The following is a 20,814-nucleotide window of genomic DNA, read 5'->3' on the forward strand; positions in this document are numbered from 1 at the left end:
AAAACAATGTTAAAAAACGACCTATTTTTAAAAGCATTAAAAGGAGAAACTGTTCAACGCCCGCCAGTATGGATGATGCGTCAAGCCGGAAGATATTTACCGGAATTCATCGCTTTGCGTGATAAATATGATTTCTTCACCCGTTGCCAAACTCCTGAATTGGCTGCCGAAATCACCGTTCAGCCTATTCGCAGAATTGCTCCGGATGCAGCGATTTTATTCTCAGATATTTTGGTTGTTCCGCAAGCAATGGGAATCGAAGTTTTAATGAAAGAGAATTTTGGTCCGTTTATTCCAAATCCAATTCGTTCAATGGCTGATGTGCACCGTGTTTATGTTCCGGACATTCAGGAAAGTTTAGGATATGTAATGGATGCTATTAAATTGACTAAAGAAATGCTTAACGACGAAGTACCTTTAATTGGTTTCGCCGGTTCGCCTTGGACAATTTTCTGTTATGCTGTTGAAGGAAAAGGTTCTAAGAGTTTTGATACTGCAAAAGGTTTCGCTTTTTCAAACCCGGCTGCAGCACATACTTTATTACAAAAAATTACCGATACCACTATTTTATACTTAAAAGAAAAAGTAAAAGCAGGAGTTGATGCCGTTCAGATTTTTGATTCCTGGGGAGGAATGCTTTCTCCGGTTGATTATCAGGAATTTTCATGGAAATACATCAACCAAATCGTTGAAGCTTTGGCTGATCACGCTCCGGTTATTGTTTTCGGAAAAGGTTGTTGGTTTGCTCTTGGCGAAATGGGTAAAAGCAGGGCTTCGGCACTTGGTGTAGACTGGACATGTTCAGCTAGAAATGCGCGTTATTTGTCTGGTGGAAACATTACTTTGCAGGGAAATTTTGATCCGTCAAGATTGCTTTCGCCAATTCCAACTATCAAAAAAATGGTTCACGAAATGATCAACGAGTTCGGAAAAGATAAATATGTTGTAAATTTAGGTCACGGAATTTTACCAAATATCCCTGTAGATCACGCTAAAGCGTTTATTGACGCGGTGAAAGAATACGGGCAATAGTATATTAGTATTCAGTCGCAGTTTTCAGTTTCCACTTTAAAACTGAAAACTGCGACCGAGACTGAAAACGGAAAACCATGTTAAACAAAGGCCTAAGAGACGAAGAAGCGATCAGAATCGACAATGTCCTGAAAACATTGCGTGCTCTTGACTTTCTACCTCAGCCATTGACGGATGATGACAAATTCAATATTGAAAATCAGCTTAAAGAATTTGCTTTAAATATTGAAACTTTAGTTGCTTATCAAAATGAAGAATTGATAACTTTATTAAATCGCTGCCATTTAGACTTTAATCAATTAGAGCAATTTGCAGATTTTTTGATGGAGTTTTCAAAAGTCGAAAACTATAGTTTTGAAAATAAAGCTTTAGCCATTTACCAATATATTCAGCAGGAAAGCAACGTTTTCTCTTTTGGAATAAATGCTAAAATCGCTTCCCTCAAAAACAAATAAGATGAGTTTTACTGATTGGAAAATAGAAACAATTGACCATATTCTTCCGGAAGAGTTTTACAACCTCATCGAAAAGAATAAAAATCATATTGAAAAAACTTTTCCTCTTACTTTATCAAATTGTACTGACTTAGAAAAAACAAAAAAGTTTATTGCTTTAAATCAAGATAAGGAAAATCATAAAGAAGGATACTTTTTCTATCCGAGAAATATAAAAACCAACGCTTTAATTGGTTATTTGTGTGTGAAAAGCATCGATAACCGAATTTCAAAATGTGAGTTGGGTTATTTTATAGATGAAGATTTTCAAGGAAAAGGAATTACTTCAAAAGTCGTTTCAGAAACATTAGATTTTTGCTTTAATACTTTAAACATGAATAAAGTATTCATTTGTACTTCAAAAATCAACAAAGCAAGTCAGCAAATTGCGTTGAAACATCATTTTAAACAAGAAGGAATTTTACGTGAGGAATTCAAAAGCAGCGATGGAACATTAGAAGATATCGTTTATTTTGGATTGCTTAAATCAGAATATAATACCTATGAAAGATAAATTGACTTTATTTAAGATTACCTACAAACTAAAGCAATGACTAAAGAAACTGCCATAAAATTATTTGAACAAAAGCAAATACGTTCAATTTGGAGTGATGAGGAAGAAAAATGGTTCTTTTCTGTTGTAGATGTTGTTGGAGTTTTGACTGATAGTCAAAATCCGCAAGTTTATTGGAGGGTTTTAAAGAAAAGACTACTCGCAGAAGGAAACCAAACCGTTACAAATTGTAACGGTTTGAAAATGGAAGCAGCTGATGGCAAATTGAGGTTAACTGATGTTGCTGACACAGAACAAATATTCCGATTAATACAATCAATTCCCTCAAAAAAAGCAGAACCTTTTAAATTATGGCTAGCTCAAATTGGTCGAGAAAGAATTGACGAAATTGAAGACCCTGAACTTGGTTTTGACAGACTTATGGAAACCTATCTTAAAAAAGGCTATTCTAAAGAATGGGTAAATCAACGTTTAAAATGTATTGAAGTAAGAAAAGATCTTACGGACGAATGGGATAAACGAGGTGTGAAAAAAGGTCAAGAATATGCCATTCTTACTGATGAAATAACCAAGGCTTGGAGTGGTTTATCGGTCAAAGAATATAAAAATCATAAAAGTTTAAAAAAAGAGAATTTACGTGATAACATGAGTAATCTGGAATTAGTTCTCAACATGTTAGCCGAAGCTACCACAACAGAAATTAGTAAAGAAAAGAAACCTGAAAATTTTGCAGAAAACAAAATAATTGCCAATCAAGGCGGTACTATTGCCGGTAACACACGTAAAGAAATTGAAGAAAAAACGGGTAAAAAAGTGGTCAATAAATTAAATGCTATTGATTATTTGGAAAACAGAAAAGAATTGGAATAATGAAAGATAAATTTTACGCCTACATACAACAATTACAAGACCAAATCTGTTCTGGATTAGAAGCTGTTGACGGAACGGCAAAATTCCGTGAAGATCTTTGGAAACGTCCGGAAGGCGGCGGTGGAAGAACACGTGTTATCGAAAATGGAGAAGTTTTTGAAAAAGGCGGTGTAAACATTTCAGCTGTTCATGGAAAATTGCCTGAAGCGATGCAGAAAATGTTTGGTGTTGGCGAAGCAGATTTTTTTGCCTGCGGATTAAGTTTGGTATTGCACCCTAAAAATCCCATGGTTCCTACCGTGCACGCCAATTGGCGATATTTTGAAATGTATGATACTTCGACTTCGCTCAGTACAGGTTCTCCAAAAATAATCGAACAATGGTTTGGCGGTGGACAAGATTTAACGCCTTATTATTTGTTTAAAGAAGATGCAACTCACTTTCATCAAACGTGTAAAACAGCTTGTGACAAACATAATCCGGAGTTTTATCCGAAATATAAAAAACAATGTGATTCTTATTTCTGGAATGCTCACAGAAACGAAGCCCGCGGAATTGGCGGTTTATTCTTTGATTATTGCAAAGCAAATGAGCAAATGTCTATGGAAGACTGGTATAATTTCGTTAGTGAAGTTGGAAACAGTTTCTTAGAAGCTTATGTTCCAATTGTAGAACGCAGAAAGAATCTGGAATATACGCCTGAAAACAGAAACTGGCAGGAAATTCGCCGTGGCCGTTATGTTGAATTCAATCTGGTTCACGACAAAGGCACATTATTTGGTTTAAAAACCAACGGAAGAATTGAGAGCATTTTAATGAGTTTGCCTCCGCATGTGCAATGGGTTTACGATCATCATGCAGAAGCCGGAAGTGAAGAAGAAAAATTAATAAATGTATTAGAAAATCCACGTGAATGGATTTAAGCTAATCAAAAGGTAATTATAGTAAACTAAAATTTCGTTATTATGGAAAAGAGAGATTTACAATTAGACCGCATGCATTCCGGTAAAGGATTTATCGCTGCATTAGATCAAAGTGGCGGAAGTACACCAAAGGCGTTATCGCAATATGGCGTTGAAGAAAGCAGCTTCTCGAATGATGAAGAAATGTACACACTTGTACACGAAATGAGAACCCGAATTATCAAAAGTCCTGCATTTGACAGCCAATATATTCTGGGCGCTATTTTGTTTGAAAACACAATGGACCGTAAAATTGACGGACAATGGACTGCCGATTATTTGTGGGAGAAAAAAAATATAGTTCCGTTTTTAAAAGTTGACAAAGGACTTGCTGATCTTGCAAATGGCGTTCAAATAATGAAGCCTATTTCTAATTTAGATGAATTACTAACACGAGCTGTAGAACGAAATATTTTCGGAACTAAAATGCGTTCTGTTATTAAGGAAGCAAATGCTGAAGGAATTCGAGAAGTAGTAGAACAACAATTTGCTGTAGGCTTACAAATCTTCAAAAAAGGATTGGTGCCAATCATTGAACCGGAAGTCGATATCTATAGTTCCGATAAGGAAAAATCAGAAGAAATTCTGAAAGAAGAAATCAAGAAACAACTTAGCTTACTGGATAAAGACGTGAAAGTGATGCTAAAACTTTCTATTCCAACTGTGACTAATTTTTACAGCGAATTAATGTCTGATCCACATGTGGTGCGTGTTGTAGCATTATCAGGCGGATACGGGCAAGATGAAGCCAACTATAAACTTTCACAAAACCACGGATTAATTGCCAGTTTCTCACGAGCATTATCTGAAGGACTTTCCGCCGGTCAGTCAGAAGAGGAGTTTGACGCTAAAATAGGCCAGACGATTAAAGAGATCTATGCAGCTTCTATTACATAAGATGTCCCAAATATTCAAAAAATAAATTGGAGATAAGATCAAAAATCTACACTCAAAAATCTAAAATTTAAAAAAATGTTCCCATTACAAAGAAACCGCCGTTTAAGAACCAATGAATCAATTCGTTCCTTAGTTCGCGAAACAAGTTTAAGTCCACAAGATTTTATGCTTCCGATGTTTGTTGCAGAAGGAAAAGATGTAAAAGTTGCTATTCCGTCAATGCCGGGAATTTACCGTCATTCATTGGATAATACGATTAAGGAAGTAAAAGAAGCCTGGGATTTAGGAATTAAAGCGGTTAATATTTACGTAAAAGTAAGCGACAAACTAAAAGACAATAAAGGTGTTGAAGCGTGGAACAAAGATGGTTTAATGCAGCAAACGATTCGTGCCATAAAAGATGCTGTTCCGGAAATGATTGTAATGCCGGATGTGGCATTAGATCCGTATTCTATTTACGGACATGACGGAATTATAGAAAATGGTCAATTGGTAAACGATGCTACAGTTGATGCTTTAACCCGAATGAGTTTAAGTCACGCTTATGCCGGAGCTGATTTTGTAGCACCAAGTGATATGATGGACGGACGTGTTTTGGCGATTAGAAAAGCATTAGAAGAAAACGGACATCACAATGTGGGAATCATGAGTTATAGTGCCAAATATGCGTCGGCATTTTACGGACCTTTTCGTGATGCATTAGATTCTGCTCCGGTGGATTCTCAAAATATTCCGAAAGATAAAAAGACCTATCAAATGGATTACGCCAACCGAATTGAAGGAATTCGTGAAGCATTATTAGATGTTGAAGAAGGTGCAGATATTGTAATGGTAAAACCGGGAATGGCCTATTTAGACATTGTTCGTGAGGTAAAAAATGCGGTTCATGTTCCTGTTGCTGTTTATCAAGTATCTGGCGAGTACGCTATGGTAAAGGCCGCAGCCGAAAGAGGATGGCTTGATCATGACAAAATTATGATAGAGCAACTTTATTGCATTAAGCGTGCAGGAGCTAGTATCATCTCTACTTATTTTGCTAAAGAAGCTGCAGTAATATTAAACAAGTAAGCGTTTTAAAAAGTCTACTTTAGCACAAAAAATAACTATGAAAAATGTATTACTTGGCTTAGCCATGATTGTATCTGCAACAGCTATTGGTCAGGATATTAAAATTAAAAAAGATAAAATCAGTATTGACGGAACTGAAGTTGCTATTTTAGACAAACAAAAATTAGTTTATAACATCCTTACTTTAGACAATAAGCCAGTTTTTTCCATTGAAAGAAAGGCTACTCCTCTACTTGATGGTTCTTTGGTTTATTGGTCACTTCTTACTGATTTAAGCAATAATAAAACAAATGAAGTTATTGATTATGGAAAAGATCAGGGTTTAAGTTTTCAAAAAGCTATTGTTGCGAGTGTTTGTAATGAGAAATACAAATTTATCAGTGCAGCAGGATTAGACGAAAAAGGTGTTTTGGAATTTATTAATGGAACACCAACTAATATCACAAAAGTTTTTGATGATGCGAATCAAAAAACATCAGATCAATTAAAAGCGGAATATGACGCCATGACTGCTTTAAAAATAACAGTTGAAAATGGACATATACTTCAAAAACAAGAAGTTTATAAAGATGGTCAGCCTGTTATGGATTATGTTGTAATTGGAGAAGTTACAAAAAGCAACGTAACATTTATGCCTAATTTTCCTCCGAGTCTGGTATATACTGTAAACTCTTTATATTCAGAAAAAGACAACAATAGCAGAATTCAAAACAGAGTCAGAACTTTGGGCGCCTGGTATGCTACAAAAACTGGTTACACAAATCCTAATACCAATAAAAACATCAAAGATGAAATCATCACATCAGATAATAAATACTATAATTTAAGAGGAACTCTTACTGATACTGAAAAAATTAATCTTTCTTTCTATGGAGAAGACAAAGATTTTCTTTCGAAACAAATTGTAGCAAAGCTTCTTTTTAATGGTTACAAATTTGATGCAATGAAAGTATATTAACTCACTATTATAATGAAAAAACTATTATTCTTATCTGCCGTATTAGCATTAGCATCTTGCAAAAAAGAAACTACTGAAACTACTGTTCAGAATCCAACAGAGAATTATTCAGAAGGAAATTCGGCGGAAGCCAAAACACCGGAAGCTTTAGGAAAACAAATTTTTGAGGGAAAAGGAAATTGTACCGCTTGTCATCAGGTTGATCAAAAAGTAATTGGGCCAAGCATTCAGGAAATTGCCAAAACCTACAAAGACAAAAAAGGTGATATTATTACTTTTTTGAAAGGAAACGCAGAACCAATCGTTGATCCAAGTCAGTTTGATGTAATGAAAACCAATTTTCCGGTTACTAAGGCAATGTCTGATGAAGAATTAAAAGCAATTGAAAGCTATATTTACAGTAATCTGAAATAAGTAAAATTATTGATAAAAAAAAAACGGCGCTAAATCAGCGTCGTTTTTCATGATATTATCTTACCAGATTTTAACTCTTTTCTCTGGTTCAACGTACATTTTATCTCCTTTTTTGATTCCGAATGCGTCATAAAAAGCATCAACATTCTGAATTGGAACAACTGCTCTGTACATTCCAGGCGAATGTGGATCTGTTTTTACCTGATTTTTAATTGCTTCGTCTCTTGATTTTGTTCTCCAAACGGTTGCCCAGGAAATGAAAAATCTCTGCTCCGGAGTAAAACCATCAATTAAACCAGGATTTCCATTTGCTTTCAGATACAATTGCAAACCATCATAAGCTGCGTTAACCCCTCCTAAATCTCCAATGTTTTCCCCTAAAGTAAATTTACCGTCAACGTGAATTCCCGGTAAAGGTTCTAAAGCACTATATTGATTCGCAAGTGCCGTTCCTAATTCTGTAAATTGTTTTAAGTCATCAGCAGTCCACCAGTCAACAAGATTTCCATCAGCATTGTATCTTGCTCCTGAATCATCAAAACCATGAGAAATTTCGTGTCCGATTACTGCTCCAATTCCGCCATAATTTACAGCTTCATCGGCTTGGTAATTGTAGAATGGCGGTTGTAAGATTGCCGCTGGAAAAACAATTTCGTTGTAAGATGGATTATAATAAGCGTTTACAGTTTGCGGAGACATGCCCCACTCTGTTTTATCAACCGGTTTTCCTAATTTATCGAGATTGTCCTGATAATTCCATTTTGATACATTTTTCATGTTATCAAAAAAAGTTCCGCCTTCATTTACATTTTTTATCGCTAACGCTGAATAATCTTTCCATTTGTCAGGATAACCAATTTTGATTGTTATTTTGTTTAACTTCTCAATGGCTTTTAATTTGGTTTCTTTCGACATCCAAGGTAAAGCATTGATACGATTCTGATACGCCAATATCACGTTTTGAATCATTTTCTGTGCTTTCTCTTTTGCCTCGGCAGGAAATAATTTCTCCACATATAATTTTCCTAAAGCTTCTCCGGTAGTCTGATTGATTACCTGAAGTGCTAATTCTTCTCTCGGACGTTGTTTTAAAGCACCCGTTAATGTTTTTCCGTAGAAATCAAAATTGGCATTTTCAATGTCTGTTGTTAAAGTTGAGGTTGATTTATTTAAAGCACACCATTTTAGATATTCTTTCCAGTCGGCTACTTTTTTTTCTGTAAACGTTTTTTCTAAAGCTGCCATATAACGAGGCTGCTGCACGTTTACCGTATCCAGTTTTGCCATACCAATTCCGGCAAAATATTTATCCCATTGAATTGACGGTGTTGTTTTCTTTAAATCTGCAATAGCAGTTGGATTGTATTGTTTTCTGCGATCTCTGCGTTCAACACGATCCAGCCTTGGAGCAGACATTTCTGTTTCAAGAGCCAGGATTTGTTTGGCACTTTCTTTTGCCTTTGCAGGAGATTCTCCAATAAACTGCATCATTCGGGCAACATGAAGTTCGTATTTTTCACGTTTTTCTTTAGAATCCTTATCATCAGAGTTGTAATAATCTTTGTCTGATAATCCTAAACGTCCCGGACTAATGTTTACAGCATATACATTACTGTTTTTTGCACTTGCTCCAATATAAATACTAAAAAAGCCAATACCGCCCTGAGGCTCCATTTCTATTAAGAAATTTTGCAGGTCGGCAACGTCTTTAATGGCATCAATTTTCTTTAAATAAGGCTGAAGCGGTGTTATTCCTCTCTTATTTCTTCCAACAGTATCAAGAATAGTATTGTATAATGCTACCGCTTTTCCCTGATCTGTGTTTGATTTGTATTTAGGATTTTTGGATGCTTCTTTTAAAATAGCCAGTGAGTTATCATCTGTTCGCTGACGCAATTCATTAAAACTTCCCCAAGAAGTTCGATCACTTGGAATTTCTGTTTTATCTAACCAAATTCCGTTTACGTAACGAAAAAAGTCTTCGCCCGGGCTAATTGTGGTATTCATGTAAGATACATTAATGCCGGGTTCTTTGGTGGCTGCATTTTGAGCTTTAACTGCTGTTATTGAAAACATTGCCGAAAAAACACAAAACAAAGGTTTACTAAGCTTCTTATTCATTTTTTGTGTATGTTTTTAGTGTATCTGCAAACATATTGTTATTATTTTAAAATTTATGTTAAAATTATACAATATTCAGGCGTAAGTTTTTTAATGCAAATATTTCATCCGTTTAAACAAAAACTTTCATGAATAAATGTTCTTGTATTTGGGATAAATTGAAATTGTTTTTGGAATATTTGACAAAAGAAATAAATCAAAGTGAGAGCAAAAATTCAGAATGCATTTTCAGGAAAAATTGAAGCTATCGGATTGCCGGTCTTAGCGTTATGCTGGGTAAGTTTCTTTTGGGGAACAACATGGCTGGCATCAAAAGAAGGCGTAAAACACATGCCGGGTTTACAGGTGGCAAATATCAGACAGTTTCTGGGCGGGATTTTATACGTTATTTTTTTTCTCATAAAGAAAGAACCGTGGCCAAAAGGCAAACAATGGCGCACCATCCTGATTTTGGCTATTTTAAATTTTTCTCTGAGCAATGGCCTAAGTACTTGGGGTGTCAAATACATCAGCAGCGGTTTGGGTGCGATTATCAGCGCCATTTTTCCAATCTGGATTATCATAATTAATTTCTTTTACGGAGAACGTGTTGCAAAATTGGCTGTTGCCGGAATTCTAATTTGTTTCGGAGGAATCTGTATCATCTTTATAGATTATTTAGGTGATTTCTTTAAACCTGATTTTCAATTCGGAATTTTCCTTACCGTTGTTTCCACTATAACCTGGGCTTTCGGGATTTTGCATACTAAGAAAAAAGCGGCAAGTTTTAATCCGTATTTTAGTTTGGGACTTCAAATGCTGATTTCGAGTGTCATTCTTTTTGTTATTACTGAAACTTCGGGAGCCAATATTCCGTTAAGCGAAATTCCCGCACAATCCTGGTGGGCAATTGGTTATCTGGTTGTTATTGGTTCTGTTTTAACATTTATTGCCTTCATTTATTCGCTGCAGCATCTTCCCACAGAAATTAGCAGTATTTATGTTTACATTAATCCAATTGTGGCGATGGTTTTAGGAGCTTTTATTTTCGGCGAAAGCCTTACTCAGGCAATTGTTGTTGGTGCTGTTGTAACTTTAATTGGATTATACCTCGTTAATAAATCTATCAGGAAAACCAGATTAAAATAGACCGCCACGAATTCACGAATTAAATTCAATGCTAAAATAAAAAATTCGTGAATTCGTGGGTATTTACAAGCTTGTTAAAAATCATTATACTTACAGCTTTTAAAAAGTGGTTTTTGTATTTTTGCGGCAAATTATTTTTATGAAATCGCTTCTTTACAAATACCGTAAATTCTTCATTGTTTTAATTGTGTTTTCGGTTGTCACGATATCTTTATTTTATTCGGCTTTAAAGCCACAAAAGACTTTGCCAATTTATAATCCTGCCGATGTAAATCCTGAATTGGTAGATAGTACAATTCAATATAAAAGCAAATACCACACAATTGCTGATTTTAAGTTCGTCAACCAAAATGGCGATACAATTACCCAGAAAAATTACGAAGGCAAAATTTATGTTGCTGATTTCTTCTTTACAACGTGCGGATCAATTTGCCCAAAAATGACAACCAATCTTGCTGAGGTTCAAAAAGCAGTTTTGAATAATCCGAAGGTAATGTTGCTTTCGCATACGGTTTTTCCGGAAGTTGACAGTATTCCGGTTTTAAAAGAATATGCTATAAAACATGGCGTTGTTGACAGCAAATGGAATTTGGTTACGGGTGATAAAAAAGAGATTTACACCATGGCCAGAAAATCATATCTGGCAGTTAAACTTGGAAGACCAGATCAGCTTTATGATATGGTTCATACAGAGAATTTTGTTCTGGTTGATCAAAAGCGTCGCGTTCGCGGATTTTATGACGGAACGAACAAAGAAGATATGAAACGTCTTTTAGAAGACATTGATTTCTTGTGTCAGGAGTAAAGCCTTATTTTTAGAAAGATTTAGCATATTCAAAAGTGTTAAATGCCTTTGAATAAAGAATAATTGCCTACTTTTGTAATCTAAATTCAATCTAAATAAGCTTGCAAAATACAATTCACACTCTGAAAAAAGGCGAAAAAGCCATTATCAAAGATTTTGACATCGATCTTATTCCTCTAAAATTATTAGAAATGGGTTGTTTGCCGGGCAACTTAGTCGAATTACTTCAAATTGCTCCTTTTGGAGATCCTTTATATCTTGACATTAATGGCTCGCATGTCGCCATTCGTATTGAAACTGCTCGCGAAATTGAAGTTGAACTTATCAAAACCAATTTATAATGAGCGTTCAAAATATCAACGTTGCCCTTATTGGAAATCCTAATACCGGAAAAACTTCTGTTTTTAATCAGCTTACAGGTTTAAATCAACAAGTTGGGAATTATCCGGGGATTACGGTTGAGAAAAAAATTGGTTTCTGTAAATTACCAAACAACATAAAAGCTAATATTCTGGATTTACCCGGAACATATAGTTTGAATGCCAGTTCGATGGATGAAAGTGTTGTAATTGAATTGCTCTTAAATAAAAATGATAAATTATATCCGGATGTAGCGGTTGTTGTGACAGATGTTGAAAATCTGAAACGAAATTTACTTATTTACACCCAAATAAAAGATCTTGAGATTCCGACGATTTTAGTCATTAATATGTCTGATCGTATGGAAAGAAAGGGAATTACATTAGATATTCCGTATCTGGAAGAAAAGCTAAAAACTAAAATTGCTTTGGTAAGTTCCCGCAAAGGTTTGGGAATTGACAACTTAAAAGAATTAATTGTTTCTTATAAAACCATTCCGCACGAAGCTTGTTTAAATGCATCGGTTATTGATCCTGAGTATTTTGAAAATCTAAAACATGCTTTTCCAAATCAGCTTATTTACAAATTATGGCTGGTTATTACACAGGATGTCAATTTTTCTCATTTAGACCGAAATGAAATCCGAAGTACTTTTACGAAAACAAATTCAGAATTAAAGCGCTTACAGCAAAAAGAAACCATCAAAAGATATCAGTTTATAAATGATGTTTTAAAAGAAGGTCTAAAAGTTGATGCTTCGATGGCGAAAGATTTCAGGGCAAAACTGGATCGTGTTTTAACCCATAAATTTTGGGGTTATTTTATTTTCCTTGCTATTCTTTTTATCATTTTCCAATCTATTTTTAGCTGGTCAACCATTCCTATGGATTTTATTGACAGCACTTTTGCTTCTTTAAGCAGTTGGGTTGCGGCAGAATTACCAAGCGGTATTTTAACCGACTTACTTTCGCAAGGAATTATTCCGGGAATTGGCGGTGTTATTATATTTATTCCGCAAATTGCTTTCCTGTTTTTGTTTATTTCCATTTTGGAAGAAAGTGGATATATGAGCCGTGTGGTTTTCCTTATGGATAAAATCATGCGAAAGTTTGGGCTTTCGGGAAAAAGTGTTGTGCCTTTAATTTCAGGAACTGCGTGTGCGATTCCGGCAATTATGGCAACCCGAAATATCGAAAACTGGAAAGAACGCCTTATTACGATCTTAGTAACGCCATTCACAACTTGTTCTGCAAGATTACCTGTTTATGCTATTATTATTTCTTTGGTTATCCCGAATGAACGTGTTTTTGGAATCCTGAACATGCAGGGATTGTCATTGATGTTATTGTATTTATTAGGTTTTGGAACAGCCATTTTATCTGCTTATATCCTGAATAAGATTTTGAAACAGGACAATAAAACTTATTTCGTAGTTGAAATGCCAAGTTATAAAATGCCGCTTTTCAAAAACGTTGGAATTAATGTGGTAGAGAAAACGAAAGCTTTTATTGTTGGTGCGGGTAAAATCATTCTGGCAATATCTGTTATTTTATGGTTTTTGGCTTCATACGGACCAGGAAAAGATTTTAACGAAGCTGAAACCATCGTAAAAGAAAGATTTGTAAATAAACCCATAGACGAAGTTACCTTCGAAAATGAAGTTGCTTCTCAAAAACTGGAAAATTCCTATATTGGAATTATGGGTAAAGCCATCGAACCTGCTATTGCGCCTTTGGGTTACGATTGGAAAATTGGAATTGCCATTATCAGTTCATTTGCAGCGCGTGAAGTATTTGTGGGAACACTTGCCACAATTTACAGCGTTGGAAACAGTGATAACGAAACAACTATAAAAAGTAAAATGCAGGAAGAAATAAATCCTGAAACCGGGAAAAAGATTTTCAATTTTGCCTCCGGAATTTCATTATTGCTTTTTTATGCTTTTGCCATGCAATGCGCCAGTACTCTGGCCGTTACAAAAAAAGAAACCAATTCATGGAAATGGCCGGCAATGCAGCTGGTTTTAATGAGTGGACTGGCTTATTTTGTGGCACTTATAGCCTATCAACTTTTAAAATAAACAGCCATGATACAAGAAATTATCGCTTTCGTAATATTGTTTATCGCCGTTGGCTTTTTAATCAAAAAGTTCTTTTGGAAATCTAAAAAGAAAAAAGACTGCGGTGACGGGAATTGCGGCTGTTCTTAGAAAAAAGGTTCTGAGTTACTTAGACGCTAAGTTTCTAAGTTTCCTTTGATTGTATGACCATCGTGAAACTTGTCTTTTTTTAATACAAATAAACCTTTAACGTTCCTTTTATCAACTAGATAACTTTTAATTTTGAATACTTAATTCAAATTTTAAAGAAATGACAGATTTTGATAGAACAGAGATTATCAGAGACAACAAAGTTTCAAGATTATTGTGGTTTACGCTTGGTTTTTTATGTGCCTTCGCTGTTTCTTATTTTTTTATGAAACATCATTGATAAACAGAATTAAAAATCAAGAACACATAATAAAAAACGGCTTCATAATCTGAAGCCGTTTTTTATTATTGAAAACTGAAACTGAAACTTATTTTACTCCTTCCCATTCTGCATAAAACTGCGCCAGAAAAGATTCCATAAAACGATGTCTTTCGGCTGCAATTTGCTTTCCGGTTTCCGTGTTCATTTTGTCTTTTAAGAGTAACAGCTTTTCGTAAAAATGATTTATCGTTGGCGCATTATTCTTTTTATATTCTTCCTTGCTCATATTAGTAACCGGAGCAATTTCAGGATTGTATAAAGCCCTGTTCTTAAATCCTCCATAATTGAAGGCTCTTGCTACGCCAATTGCTCCAATTGCATCTAAACGATCGGCATCCTGAACAATATCTAATTCTATAGACGAGAATTTCTTTTCGAAATTTCCACCTTTATACGAGATGTTTTCAATGATATTCACGACATGCTGAATAACTTCTTCCGAAACTTTTTCAGATTCTAAAAACAAACGTGCGGTTTTAGGTCCGATGGTTTCATCTCCGTTATGAAATTTACTGTCGGCAATATCATGAAGTAAGGCTCCTAATTGAACTACAACTAAATCACAATCAGTGTCTTTTGCAATTAAAAGTGCGTTTTTATAGACACGTTCAATATGAAACCAATCGTGTCCGCCTTCTGCATCATTTAGTTTTTCTTTTACGAATGCAATTGTTTTAGTGATAAGGTCGGTATTATTCATAGTTGCTTTTTATTGTGTTTTGGGACGTGGATTAAGTGGATTTTGGCGGATAATTTAATTCTCTTTAATAAAAAATGTTGATTGTTAAAGTTTGAAACTCTAACAATCAACAAATATATTTACTTTCAAACTGCTTTAGAATAATCTAAAATCTAAATTTAAAGTCTCGCAGGTTCAACCCATTTAAAAATATGAGATTCCTGCGGAATTACTAATCTTTCTGAGATTCTAGCCATACGAGCTGGTAATTTCATTAAGTAATCACGTGCTTTTTCAGCTTCATCTGTCAAATTAGAAATCTTGTCAATTTCCCATTTGTCGATTAATTTCTGCATGATATCTACATAATCGTTTGCGGTATAAACACCAATACGCTGTGCAGAATCTGAAAATTGTTCAAATGCAGAACTGATCTTTTGACCTGACTCTCTTAAGAAATGTGCCGGCATCACGATTTTTTGTTTCATCATGTATTGAAACGCTAACATCATTTCGCTAGGATCTACTGCAAAAATACGTGTAACAAATTCACTATACGCATGATGATGACGCATTTCGTCACCCGCAATCATTTTACACATTTTAGACAACTTGTTATCACCAAATTTCTTAGCCATTTGCGCTACTCTGTTGTGTGATACATAAGTTGCTAATTCCTGAAAACTGGTGTATACAAAGTTTTTATAAGGATCAGAACCAGTTCCAATATCAAAACCGTCGTTGATTAAATGCTGTGTTGTCATTTCGATTTCACGCATGTTTACACGACCTGACAAGTACAAGTATTTATTCAGTAAATCTCCGTGACGGTTTTCTTCGCCGGTCCATTGTCTAATCCATTTAGACCAGCCGTTTCCGCCATTTTCAATCTGATTTACTCCCTCTACATCCATTAACCAGGATTCGTATGTAGGCAAAGCCTCTTCTGTAATTGTATCACCCACAAGCGTTACCCAGAAATCGTATGGTAATTCTTTGGCAATTTCACGTAGTTCTCTAACCTCCTCAAAGAAATTATCTCCTTCAGAATTAGGCAGAAAATCTGACGGCTGCCAAATTTTTTCTACTGGAATTAAATACTGTTCAACGAAGCTATCCACGTTTTTTTCCAAAAACTGCATTACTTCTAATCTAATGTTTTTTATAGACATTACTAATTTAAGATTGGGACTTAAGCTTTTTATTTGAGCTCAAATCTATTTATACTCATTTACTCCTTCTACAACTGCCTTTTCTGTCAAGGCCATTAACTCGGCAAAATCATAATCTTTTACTGCCAAAGCTTTATGAACGGTAAAGGTAAGGTGATTTCCTAAACCTACCGGGAAAAGACCATATCTTACCATTTTCCATGAATTGTTAATACTCACCGGAACAACATATGCTGACGGGGCGTATTTACATAAGATTTTTAAACCGTTTTGGGCAAATTCTTTTGGCTTTCCGGTTTTACTTCGGGTGCCTTCGGGAAATATTACTGCAGATCTATTATGTTTTTCAATATATTCAGACAAGCCTTTGATTACAGGAATCGCTTGTTTCGGGTCTTTACGGTCAATTAGTACAGATCCTCCGTGGCGCAAATTGTAGGATACACTCGGAATTCCTTTACCTAACTCTTTCTTACTTACAAATTTACAATGAAATCGTCTAAAATACCAAATCATTGTGATAATATCATACATACTTTGATGATTTGAAACAAAAATCAAAGGAACACCTGTAGGGATTGTCTCTCTGTTTTCAATTTTATACGTTGTTCCAACAAGATTTGTACATCTTAAAAGACAGAAATTTAAATAATCGACACTCTTTTTGTGTGCCTGATAACCAAAAACATTAAAACAAAACCATTGTATTGGGTGAAAAACCAATAAAACAGAACTAAAGAACAAATAGTAAATTACGGATATGGGATACGAAATTATTTTTTGCATGCTTTTAAAATTAATGTCCAAAAGTAATAAATAAATTTTTAGCGGTATTAAAATTGAAAACAATAACCGTTTTTCTCGTTTAATTGTACCTTTGCGCTAAAAATTGCACTTTTTTTCTGAATTAAAATGAACTTTACTTACTCAAAAAACGAACGTTTAAAAAGCAAAACCACGATTGGCTTACTTTTTTCTGAAGGCAAATCTGTTTCTAAATATCCGTTGCGTTTGGTTTACCGTCAAGCGGAAGAAAATTCAGAACAAAAAATTAAAATTGGGGTTTCAGTTTCTAAGAAATATTTCAAAAAAGCTGTCGACCGCAATTACTTCAAGCGCGTTCTTAGAGAAACATACCGACTGAACAAACATTTACTTTGGGATAATGTTGAACAGCCTTATTCATTCATGTTTTTTTATCAGACAAAAGATCGTTTATCTTATCAAGAAATCAATACTAAAACAATCCAGTTGTTTGAGAAATTTCTGCAACAAGTAAACAAAACTCCCGATTCTGAAAACAAAACAGAATTGTAGTCTTTAAAATACAATTTTTTTATCAAATTAGACAAAAAATTATAAAAAAATTGTAGTTTTAGCTCTAAATTGGAGCTTTATGAGATATATTTTCTTTTTATCATTTTTGATTTTGAGTTTAGGAAGTTGCAGTAAAAATGAGTCCTCAGATCAAGCAATGTCAATTAGTGCCGTAAAACTTCCGGCTAAAAGTGAAGAGAACTATGAAAGAAACCAGGCTGCGTCTGTACAAGCAATTCCTCAGAAGATTATCAAACAGGCATCACTTCGATTTGAAACTGATGATTTAGATGAAACTTTCGCCCAAATTCAAAAAGCAATTACAGCAAATAAAGGAACTATTCAAAATGATACTGAAGGAAAAGATTACGACAATATTTATAGAAATCTTACCGTTAGAATTCCTAGTCAGAATTTTGATGCGTTTATAAAGTCTGTATCGAAAGGTGTTTCTTATTTTGAAAGAAAAGAAATTTCTGCTGAAGATGTTACCGAACAATATATTGATCTTAATTCCAGATTAAAAACCAAAAAGAAACTTGAAGAACGTTACCTTCAAATTCTGCAAAAAGCCACGAAAATAAGTGAGATATTAGAAATTGAGAAACAAATTTCGATTATCAGAGAAGAGATTGAAGCCAAAGAAGGGCAGCTGAAATACTTAGAAAGCCGCGTTTCTGAAAGCACCATTACTATTGAATTTTACAAAACCATTGCTGAAAAAGAAGCGGTCAAAACTTCGTACGGATCAAAAATATGGACTGCAGTTAAGTCAGGATTTTTTGGTTTATCAAGTTTCCTGATTTCTATTATTAGCATTTGGCCATTTATTATCCTATTCGTTCTAATTGCCTATTTAATTAGAAAACGATTTAAAAGAAAAAAAACATAACATGTATCCTTATTTCAAAAAGAAGTTCATTATACCAACTGTTGCGGCAGGATTTTTATTTATTGGAACCAGTTTCAAAGACGATTTTTTTGAGATTGCCAAGCAAATAGAAATCTTCACGACTTTATTTAAAGCAGTAAACACCAATTATGTAGACGAAACAAATCCGGGTGATTTGATGGACAAAGCCATTAAAAGCATGTTGGGAAGTTTAGATCCGTACACGGTTTACTTTAACGAGCAGGATGTCGTAAACTTTAAAATCAACAATACGGGAGAATATACCGGAATTGGTGCTATGATTGCGCGCAAAAAAGACCGCTTGATTGTTCGTGAACCTTATAAAAATTATCCGGCAGATAAAGCGGGATTAAAAGCAGGTGACGAAATTATTCAGATTGGTGATGTTTTAATTGCCGATTTTAAAGATGATGCTTCGCAATTATTGAAAGGAACAAAAAACACCAAGATTACAATCAAATACCTGCGTCAGGGCAAAACTTATACAACCGAATTGGTTTTGGATGAAGTCGATATTAAATCGGTTCCTTTTTATGGAAAAATCGATGATAAAACAGGTTATATTGTTTTGGCACATTTTAGCAGAAAAGCTGCCGCTGAAGTAAAAGAGGCACTTGAAAAACTAAAAGCAGATGGCGCAAAACAAATTGTATTGGATTTAAGAGGAAATCCGGGCGGTTTATTAAACGAAGCAATTGATATCTGCAATTTATTTGTTCCGAAGAATGAAGTGATTGTAACAACAAAATCAAGAATTGAGAAACATAATAATACATATAAAACTCAGAATCAGCCAATAGATACTGAAATTCCGTTGGCTATTTTAGTAAACGGAAGAAGTGCATCTGCATCAGAAATTGTTTCCGGAGCTTTGCAGGATTTAGACCGCGCAGTAATTTTGGGAAGCCGTAGTTTTGGTAAAGGTTTGGTACAGCGTTCTGTAGATTTAACTTACGGAACTCAGCTTAAAGTTACCATTTCCCGTTATTACACGCCTTCGGGAAGATGTATTCAGGCTTTGGATTATGCGCACAAAGACAAAAATGGCGTTGCTTTAAAAACCGATGCCAAAAACTTCAATGCTTTTAAAACCAGAAAAGGAAGAACTGTTTATGACGGCGGAGGCGTTTTGCCGGATATTGAACTCGATGAAGCAAAAACAAGCCCTATTACAACGGCTCTTTTAAAAAATGACGGAATCTTTGATTACGCAACAAGCTATTATTATAAAAATCCAAATTTGGGCGATAAAATCCCCGTTATAACAGATGCGGATTATGCCAGCTTCAAACAATATTTAAAAACAAACAAAATTACTTTTGATACTGAAACGGAAGTAGCTTTGAAAAATACTTTGGCTGCAGCCAAAAATGAAAAAATAGACGAAACGATCGCACCGGAATATCAGCAGTTATTAAATGCCTTAGAAAAAAGTGAAACTACTTTATTAGACAAAAACCAAAAAGAAATTAAAGGCCTGATCCAGGAGGAACTAATTAAGAGATACCAATATCAGGAAGGTTTGTATCAATTTTACATTAAAAACAATTCAGAAATTAAGAAAGCGGTGAGCGTTTTGAATAATCAAACTGAGTATAAAACCATTTTAAAAATGTAAAAAAAATGAAACTTTGTAAAGTCTTATTTCTATTCTTTACTTTCCATTTATCGGCACAGCAAAAACCTATCGAAACAGTCTTTTTTGATTTCGATAAATTTGATCTTACGGAACAGCAAACAGGCGTTGTTTCTAATTTTATAAAAAAAATAGATACTTCAAAAATAGAATCTATTCAAATCTATGGCTATTGTGATGATCGCGGCACTGATGAATATAACTTCCGATTATCTAATAATCGGGTAAATACGATTCAGCAGTTATTGGTTTCTAACGGTTTTAACCAAAGCAAAATAATAATTCTTGAAGGTAAAGGACGTATCGTTGTCAAGCCGGACACTGTTGAAGATTTACACGAAACGCGTTCCAGAAATCGGCGGGTTGATTTAATACTCGTTAATAAAAACAGTTTTGGAAAAGGCGTTTACAATTCGTTTAAAAACAGTTTAAAAGTTGGAGACAAAATCTACCTCGACAATATCTTATTTGATCTCGGAAGCTCTAAACTTACTCATAATTCGAAAAAGGAATTAGACAAAATAGCCTCTATTTTACAGCAGAAGAAAAATATTGAATTTGAGATTAAGGGTCATGTTTGCTGCACTCCCGAAATTTACAGTGATGCAATTGACAAAGACACCAAAGAAAGAAGACTTTCCTGGAATCGTGCAAAGACAGTTTTCAAATATTTAATTTCTAAAAAAGTATCTTCCGGTCGAATGACTTTTCAAGGTTGCGGCAACAAATATCCATTAGGACGAGGTGATAAATTAGATCGTCGCGTCGAGTTTTGCATTACAAAAATATAGTTTATTCCGGAATTAAAAAACCCAAAAAGCTACAATACGGCTTAAAGTTATTCTTTAAACTAAGTTACTAATCCTTTATCTATAAGATGCTTATAAAATAAAAACAGAAGAAAAATATTATTGAAACAAAATTGCATTAATTTAAAATTAGC

Annotated in this window: 22 protein-coding genes; 18 read left to right on the forward strand and 4 right to left on the reverse strand. The window is 34.5% G+C overall.

What is annotated here, in order from left to right; all coding sequences use genetic code 11:
- The first annotated feature begins 6 nt into the window (after window positions 1-6).
- From hemE to AC3QL1_RS04825, 9 genes are all read left to right on the forward strand, one after another.
- Entirely contained in the window at window positions 7-1,032 is a 1,026-nt protein-coding gene (hemE, locus tag AC3QL1_RS04785; RefSeq protein ID WP_492495554.1) for a uroporphyrinogen decarboxylase, read from the forward strand.
- A gap of 77 nt (window positions 1,033-1,109) precedes the next feature.
- Complete coding sequence (locus tag AC3QL1_RS04790) at window positions 1,110-1,487, forward strand: hypothetical protein (RefSeq protein WP_492495556.1); 378 nt, start codon at window positions 1,110-1,112, stop codon at window positions 1,485-1,487.
- 1 nt (window position 1,488) lies between these two features.
- Window positions 1,489-2,040 carry a GNAT family N-acetyltransferase gene (locus AC3QL1_RS04795; protein WP_492495558.1) on the forward strand — a complete coding sequence of 184 codons (552 nt, stop codon included), beginning with the start codon at window positions 1,489-1,491 and terminating at the stop codon, window positions 2,038-2,040.
- Between the two features lie 36 nt (window positions 2,041-2,076).
- A complete protein-coding gene (locus AC3QL1_RS04800; RefSeq protein ID WP_492495560.1) occupies window positions 2,077-2,910 on the forward strand; it encodes a BRO-N domain-containing protein in 834 nt (277 codons plus the stop codon).
- Complete coding sequence (gene hemF, locus AC3QL1_RS04805; protein ID WP_492495562.1) at window positions 2,910-3,833, forward strand: oxygen-dependent coproporphyrinogen oxidase; 924 nt, start codon at window positions 2,910-2,912, stop codon at window positions 3,831-3,833. The genes AC3QL1_RS04800 and hemF overlap by 1 nt, the downstream gene beginning before the upstream one ends.
- Before the next feature lie 42 nt (window positions 3,834-3,875).
- A complete protein-coding gene (locus tag AC3QL1_RS04810; protein ID WP_492495564.1) occupies window positions 3,876-4,769 on the forward strand; it encodes a fructose bisphosphate aldolase in 894 nt (297 codons plus the stop codon).
- Between the two features lie 75 nt (window positions 4,770-4,844).
- Window positions 4,845-5,837: a porphobilinogen synthase gene (hemB, locus tag AC3QL1_RS04815; RefSeq protein ID WP_492495566.1), complete on the forward strand. Its 993-nt coding sequence runs from the start codon at window positions 4,845-4,847 to the stop codon at window positions 5,835-5,837.
- 37 nt (window positions 5,838-5,874) lie between these two features.
- Window positions 5,875-6,795 (forward strand): hypothetical protein, encoded by a 921-nt coding sequence (locus AC3QL1_RS04820; RefSeq protein ID WP_492495568.1) that lies wholly within the window; start codon window positions 5,875-5,877, stop codon window positions 6,793-6,795.
- Between the two features lie 12 nt (window positions 6,796-6,807).
- Window positions 6,808-7,209, forward strand: a complete 402-nt coding sequence (locus AC3QL1_RS04825; protein ID WP_492495570.1) for a c-type cytochrome — start codon at window positions 6,808-6,810, stop codon at window positions 7,207-7,209.
- 60 nt (window positions 7,210-7,269) lie between these two features.
- Here AC3QL1_RS04825 and AC3QL1_RS04830 read toward each other — a convergent pair whose 3' ends face one another.
- Entirely contained in the window at window positions 7,270-9,330 is a 2,061-nt protein-coding gene (locus AC3QL1_RS04830; RefSeq protein ID WP_492495572.1) for a M13 family metallopeptidase, read from the reverse strand.
- Window positions 9,331-9,531: 201 nt separating this feature from the next.
- Here AC3QL1_RS04830 and AC3QL1_RS04835 point away from each other — a divergent pair, with 201 nt between their 5' ends.
- The 5 genes from AC3QL1_RS04835 (at window position 9,532) to AC3QL1_RS04855 (ending at window position 13,832) form a co-directional block, all read left to right on the forward strand.
- Window positions 9,532-10,458 carry a DMT family transporter gene (locus tag AC3QL1_RS04835; RefSeq protein WP_492495574.1) on the forward strand — a complete coding sequence of 309 codons (927 nt, stop codon included), beginning with the start codon at window positions 9,532-9,534 and terminating at the stop codon, window positions 10,456-10,458.
- Window positions 10,459-10,597: 139 nt separating this feature from the next.
- On the forward strand, window positions 10,598-11,263 hold the full coding sequence (locus tag AC3QL1_RS04840) for an SCO family protein (protein ID WP_492495576.1): 666 nt from the start codon (window positions 10,598-10,600) through the stop codon (window positions 11,261-11,263).
- Between the two features lie 101 nt (window positions 11,264-11,364).
- Window positions 11,365-11,604, forward strand: coding sequence for a FeoA family protein (locus tag AC3QL1_RS04845; protein WP_056196581.1), 240 nt, complete (start codon window positions 11,365-11,367; stop codon window positions 11,602-11,604).
- Entirely contained in the window at window positions 11,604-13,703 is a 2,100-nt protein-coding gene (feoB, locus tag AC3QL1_RS04850) for a ferrous iron transport protein B (RefSeq protein ID WP_492495578.1), read from the forward strand. The genes AC3QL1_RS04845 and feoB overlap by 1 nt, the downstream gene beginning before the upstream one ends.
- A gap of 6 nt (window positions 13,704-13,709) precedes the next feature.
- The gene (locus AC3QL1_RS04855; protein ID WP_492495580.1) at window positions 13,710-13,832 is read left to right on the forward strand and encodes a FeoB-associated Cys-rich membrane protein; all 123 of its coding nucleotides are present in this window, start codon (window positions 13,710-13,712) and stop codon (window positions 13,830-13,832) included.
- A 368-nt stretch (window positions 13,833-14,200) separates the two neighbouring features.
- On the opposite strand, the gene AC3QL1_RS04860 is transcribed toward AC3QL1_RS04855, so the two are convergent.
- From AC3QL1_RS04860 to AC3QL1_RS04870, 3 genes are all read right to left on the reverse strand, one after another.
- Window positions 14,201-14,854 (reverse strand): HD domain-containing protein, encoded by a 654-nt coding sequence (locus AC3QL1_RS04860; protein WP_492495582.1) that lies wholly within the window; start codon window positions 14,852-14,854, stop codon window positions 14,201-14,203.
- A 158-nt stretch (window positions 14,855-15,012) separates the two neighbouring features.
- Window positions 15,013-16,005: an acyl-ACP desaturase gene (locus AC3QL1_RS04865; RefSeq protein ID WP_492495584.1), complete on the reverse strand. Its 993-nt coding sequence runs from the start codon at window positions 16,003-16,005 to the stop codon at window positions 15,013-15,015.
- 45 nt (window positions 16,006-16,050) lie between these two features.
- Window positions 16,051-16,791 (reverse strand): lysophospholipid acyltransferase family protein, encoded by a 741-nt coding sequence (locus AC3QL1_RS04870; protein WP_492495586.1) that lies wholly within the window; start codon window positions 16,789-16,791, stop codon window positions 16,051-16,053.
- Between the two features lie 126 nt (window positions 16,792-16,917).
- Here AC3QL1_RS04870 and rnpA point away from each other — a divergent pair, with 126 nt between their 5' ends.
- The 4 genes from rnpA (at window position 16,918) to AC3QL1_RS04890 (ending at window position 20,662) form a co-directional block, all read left to right on the forward strand.
- Window positions 16,918-17,322 (forward strand): ribonuclease P protein component, encoded by a 405-nt coding sequence (gene rnpA / locus AC3QL1_RS04875; RefSeq protein ID WP_492495588.1) that lies wholly within the window; start codon window positions 16,918-16,920, stop codon window positions 17,320-17,322.
- Between the two features lie 79 nt (window positions 17,323-17,401).
- Complete coding sequence (locus AC3QL1_RS04880) at window positions 17,402-18,214, forward strand: DUF4349 domain-containing protein (protein WP_492495590.1); 813 nt, start codon at window positions 17,402-17,404, stop codon at window positions 18,212-18,214.
- A gap of 1 nt (window position 18,215) precedes the next feature.
- Entirely contained in the window at window positions 18,216-19,853 is a 1,638-nt protein-coding gene (locus tag AC3QL1_RS04885) for a S41 family peptidase (protein ID WP_492495592.1), read from the forward strand.
- A gap of 5 nt (window positions 19,854-19,858) precedes the next feature.
- Window positions 19,859-20,662 carry an OmpA family protein gene (locus AC3QL1_RS04890; RefSeq protein ID WP_492495594.1) on the forward strand — a complete coding sequence of 268 codons (804 nt, stop codon included), beginning with the start codon at window positions 19,859-19,861 and terminating at the stop codon, window positions 20,660-20,662.
- Window positions 20,663-20,814 lie beyond the last annotated feature (152 nt).

Source organism: Flavobacterium sp. GW823-FHT04A11, assembly GCF_058796535.1.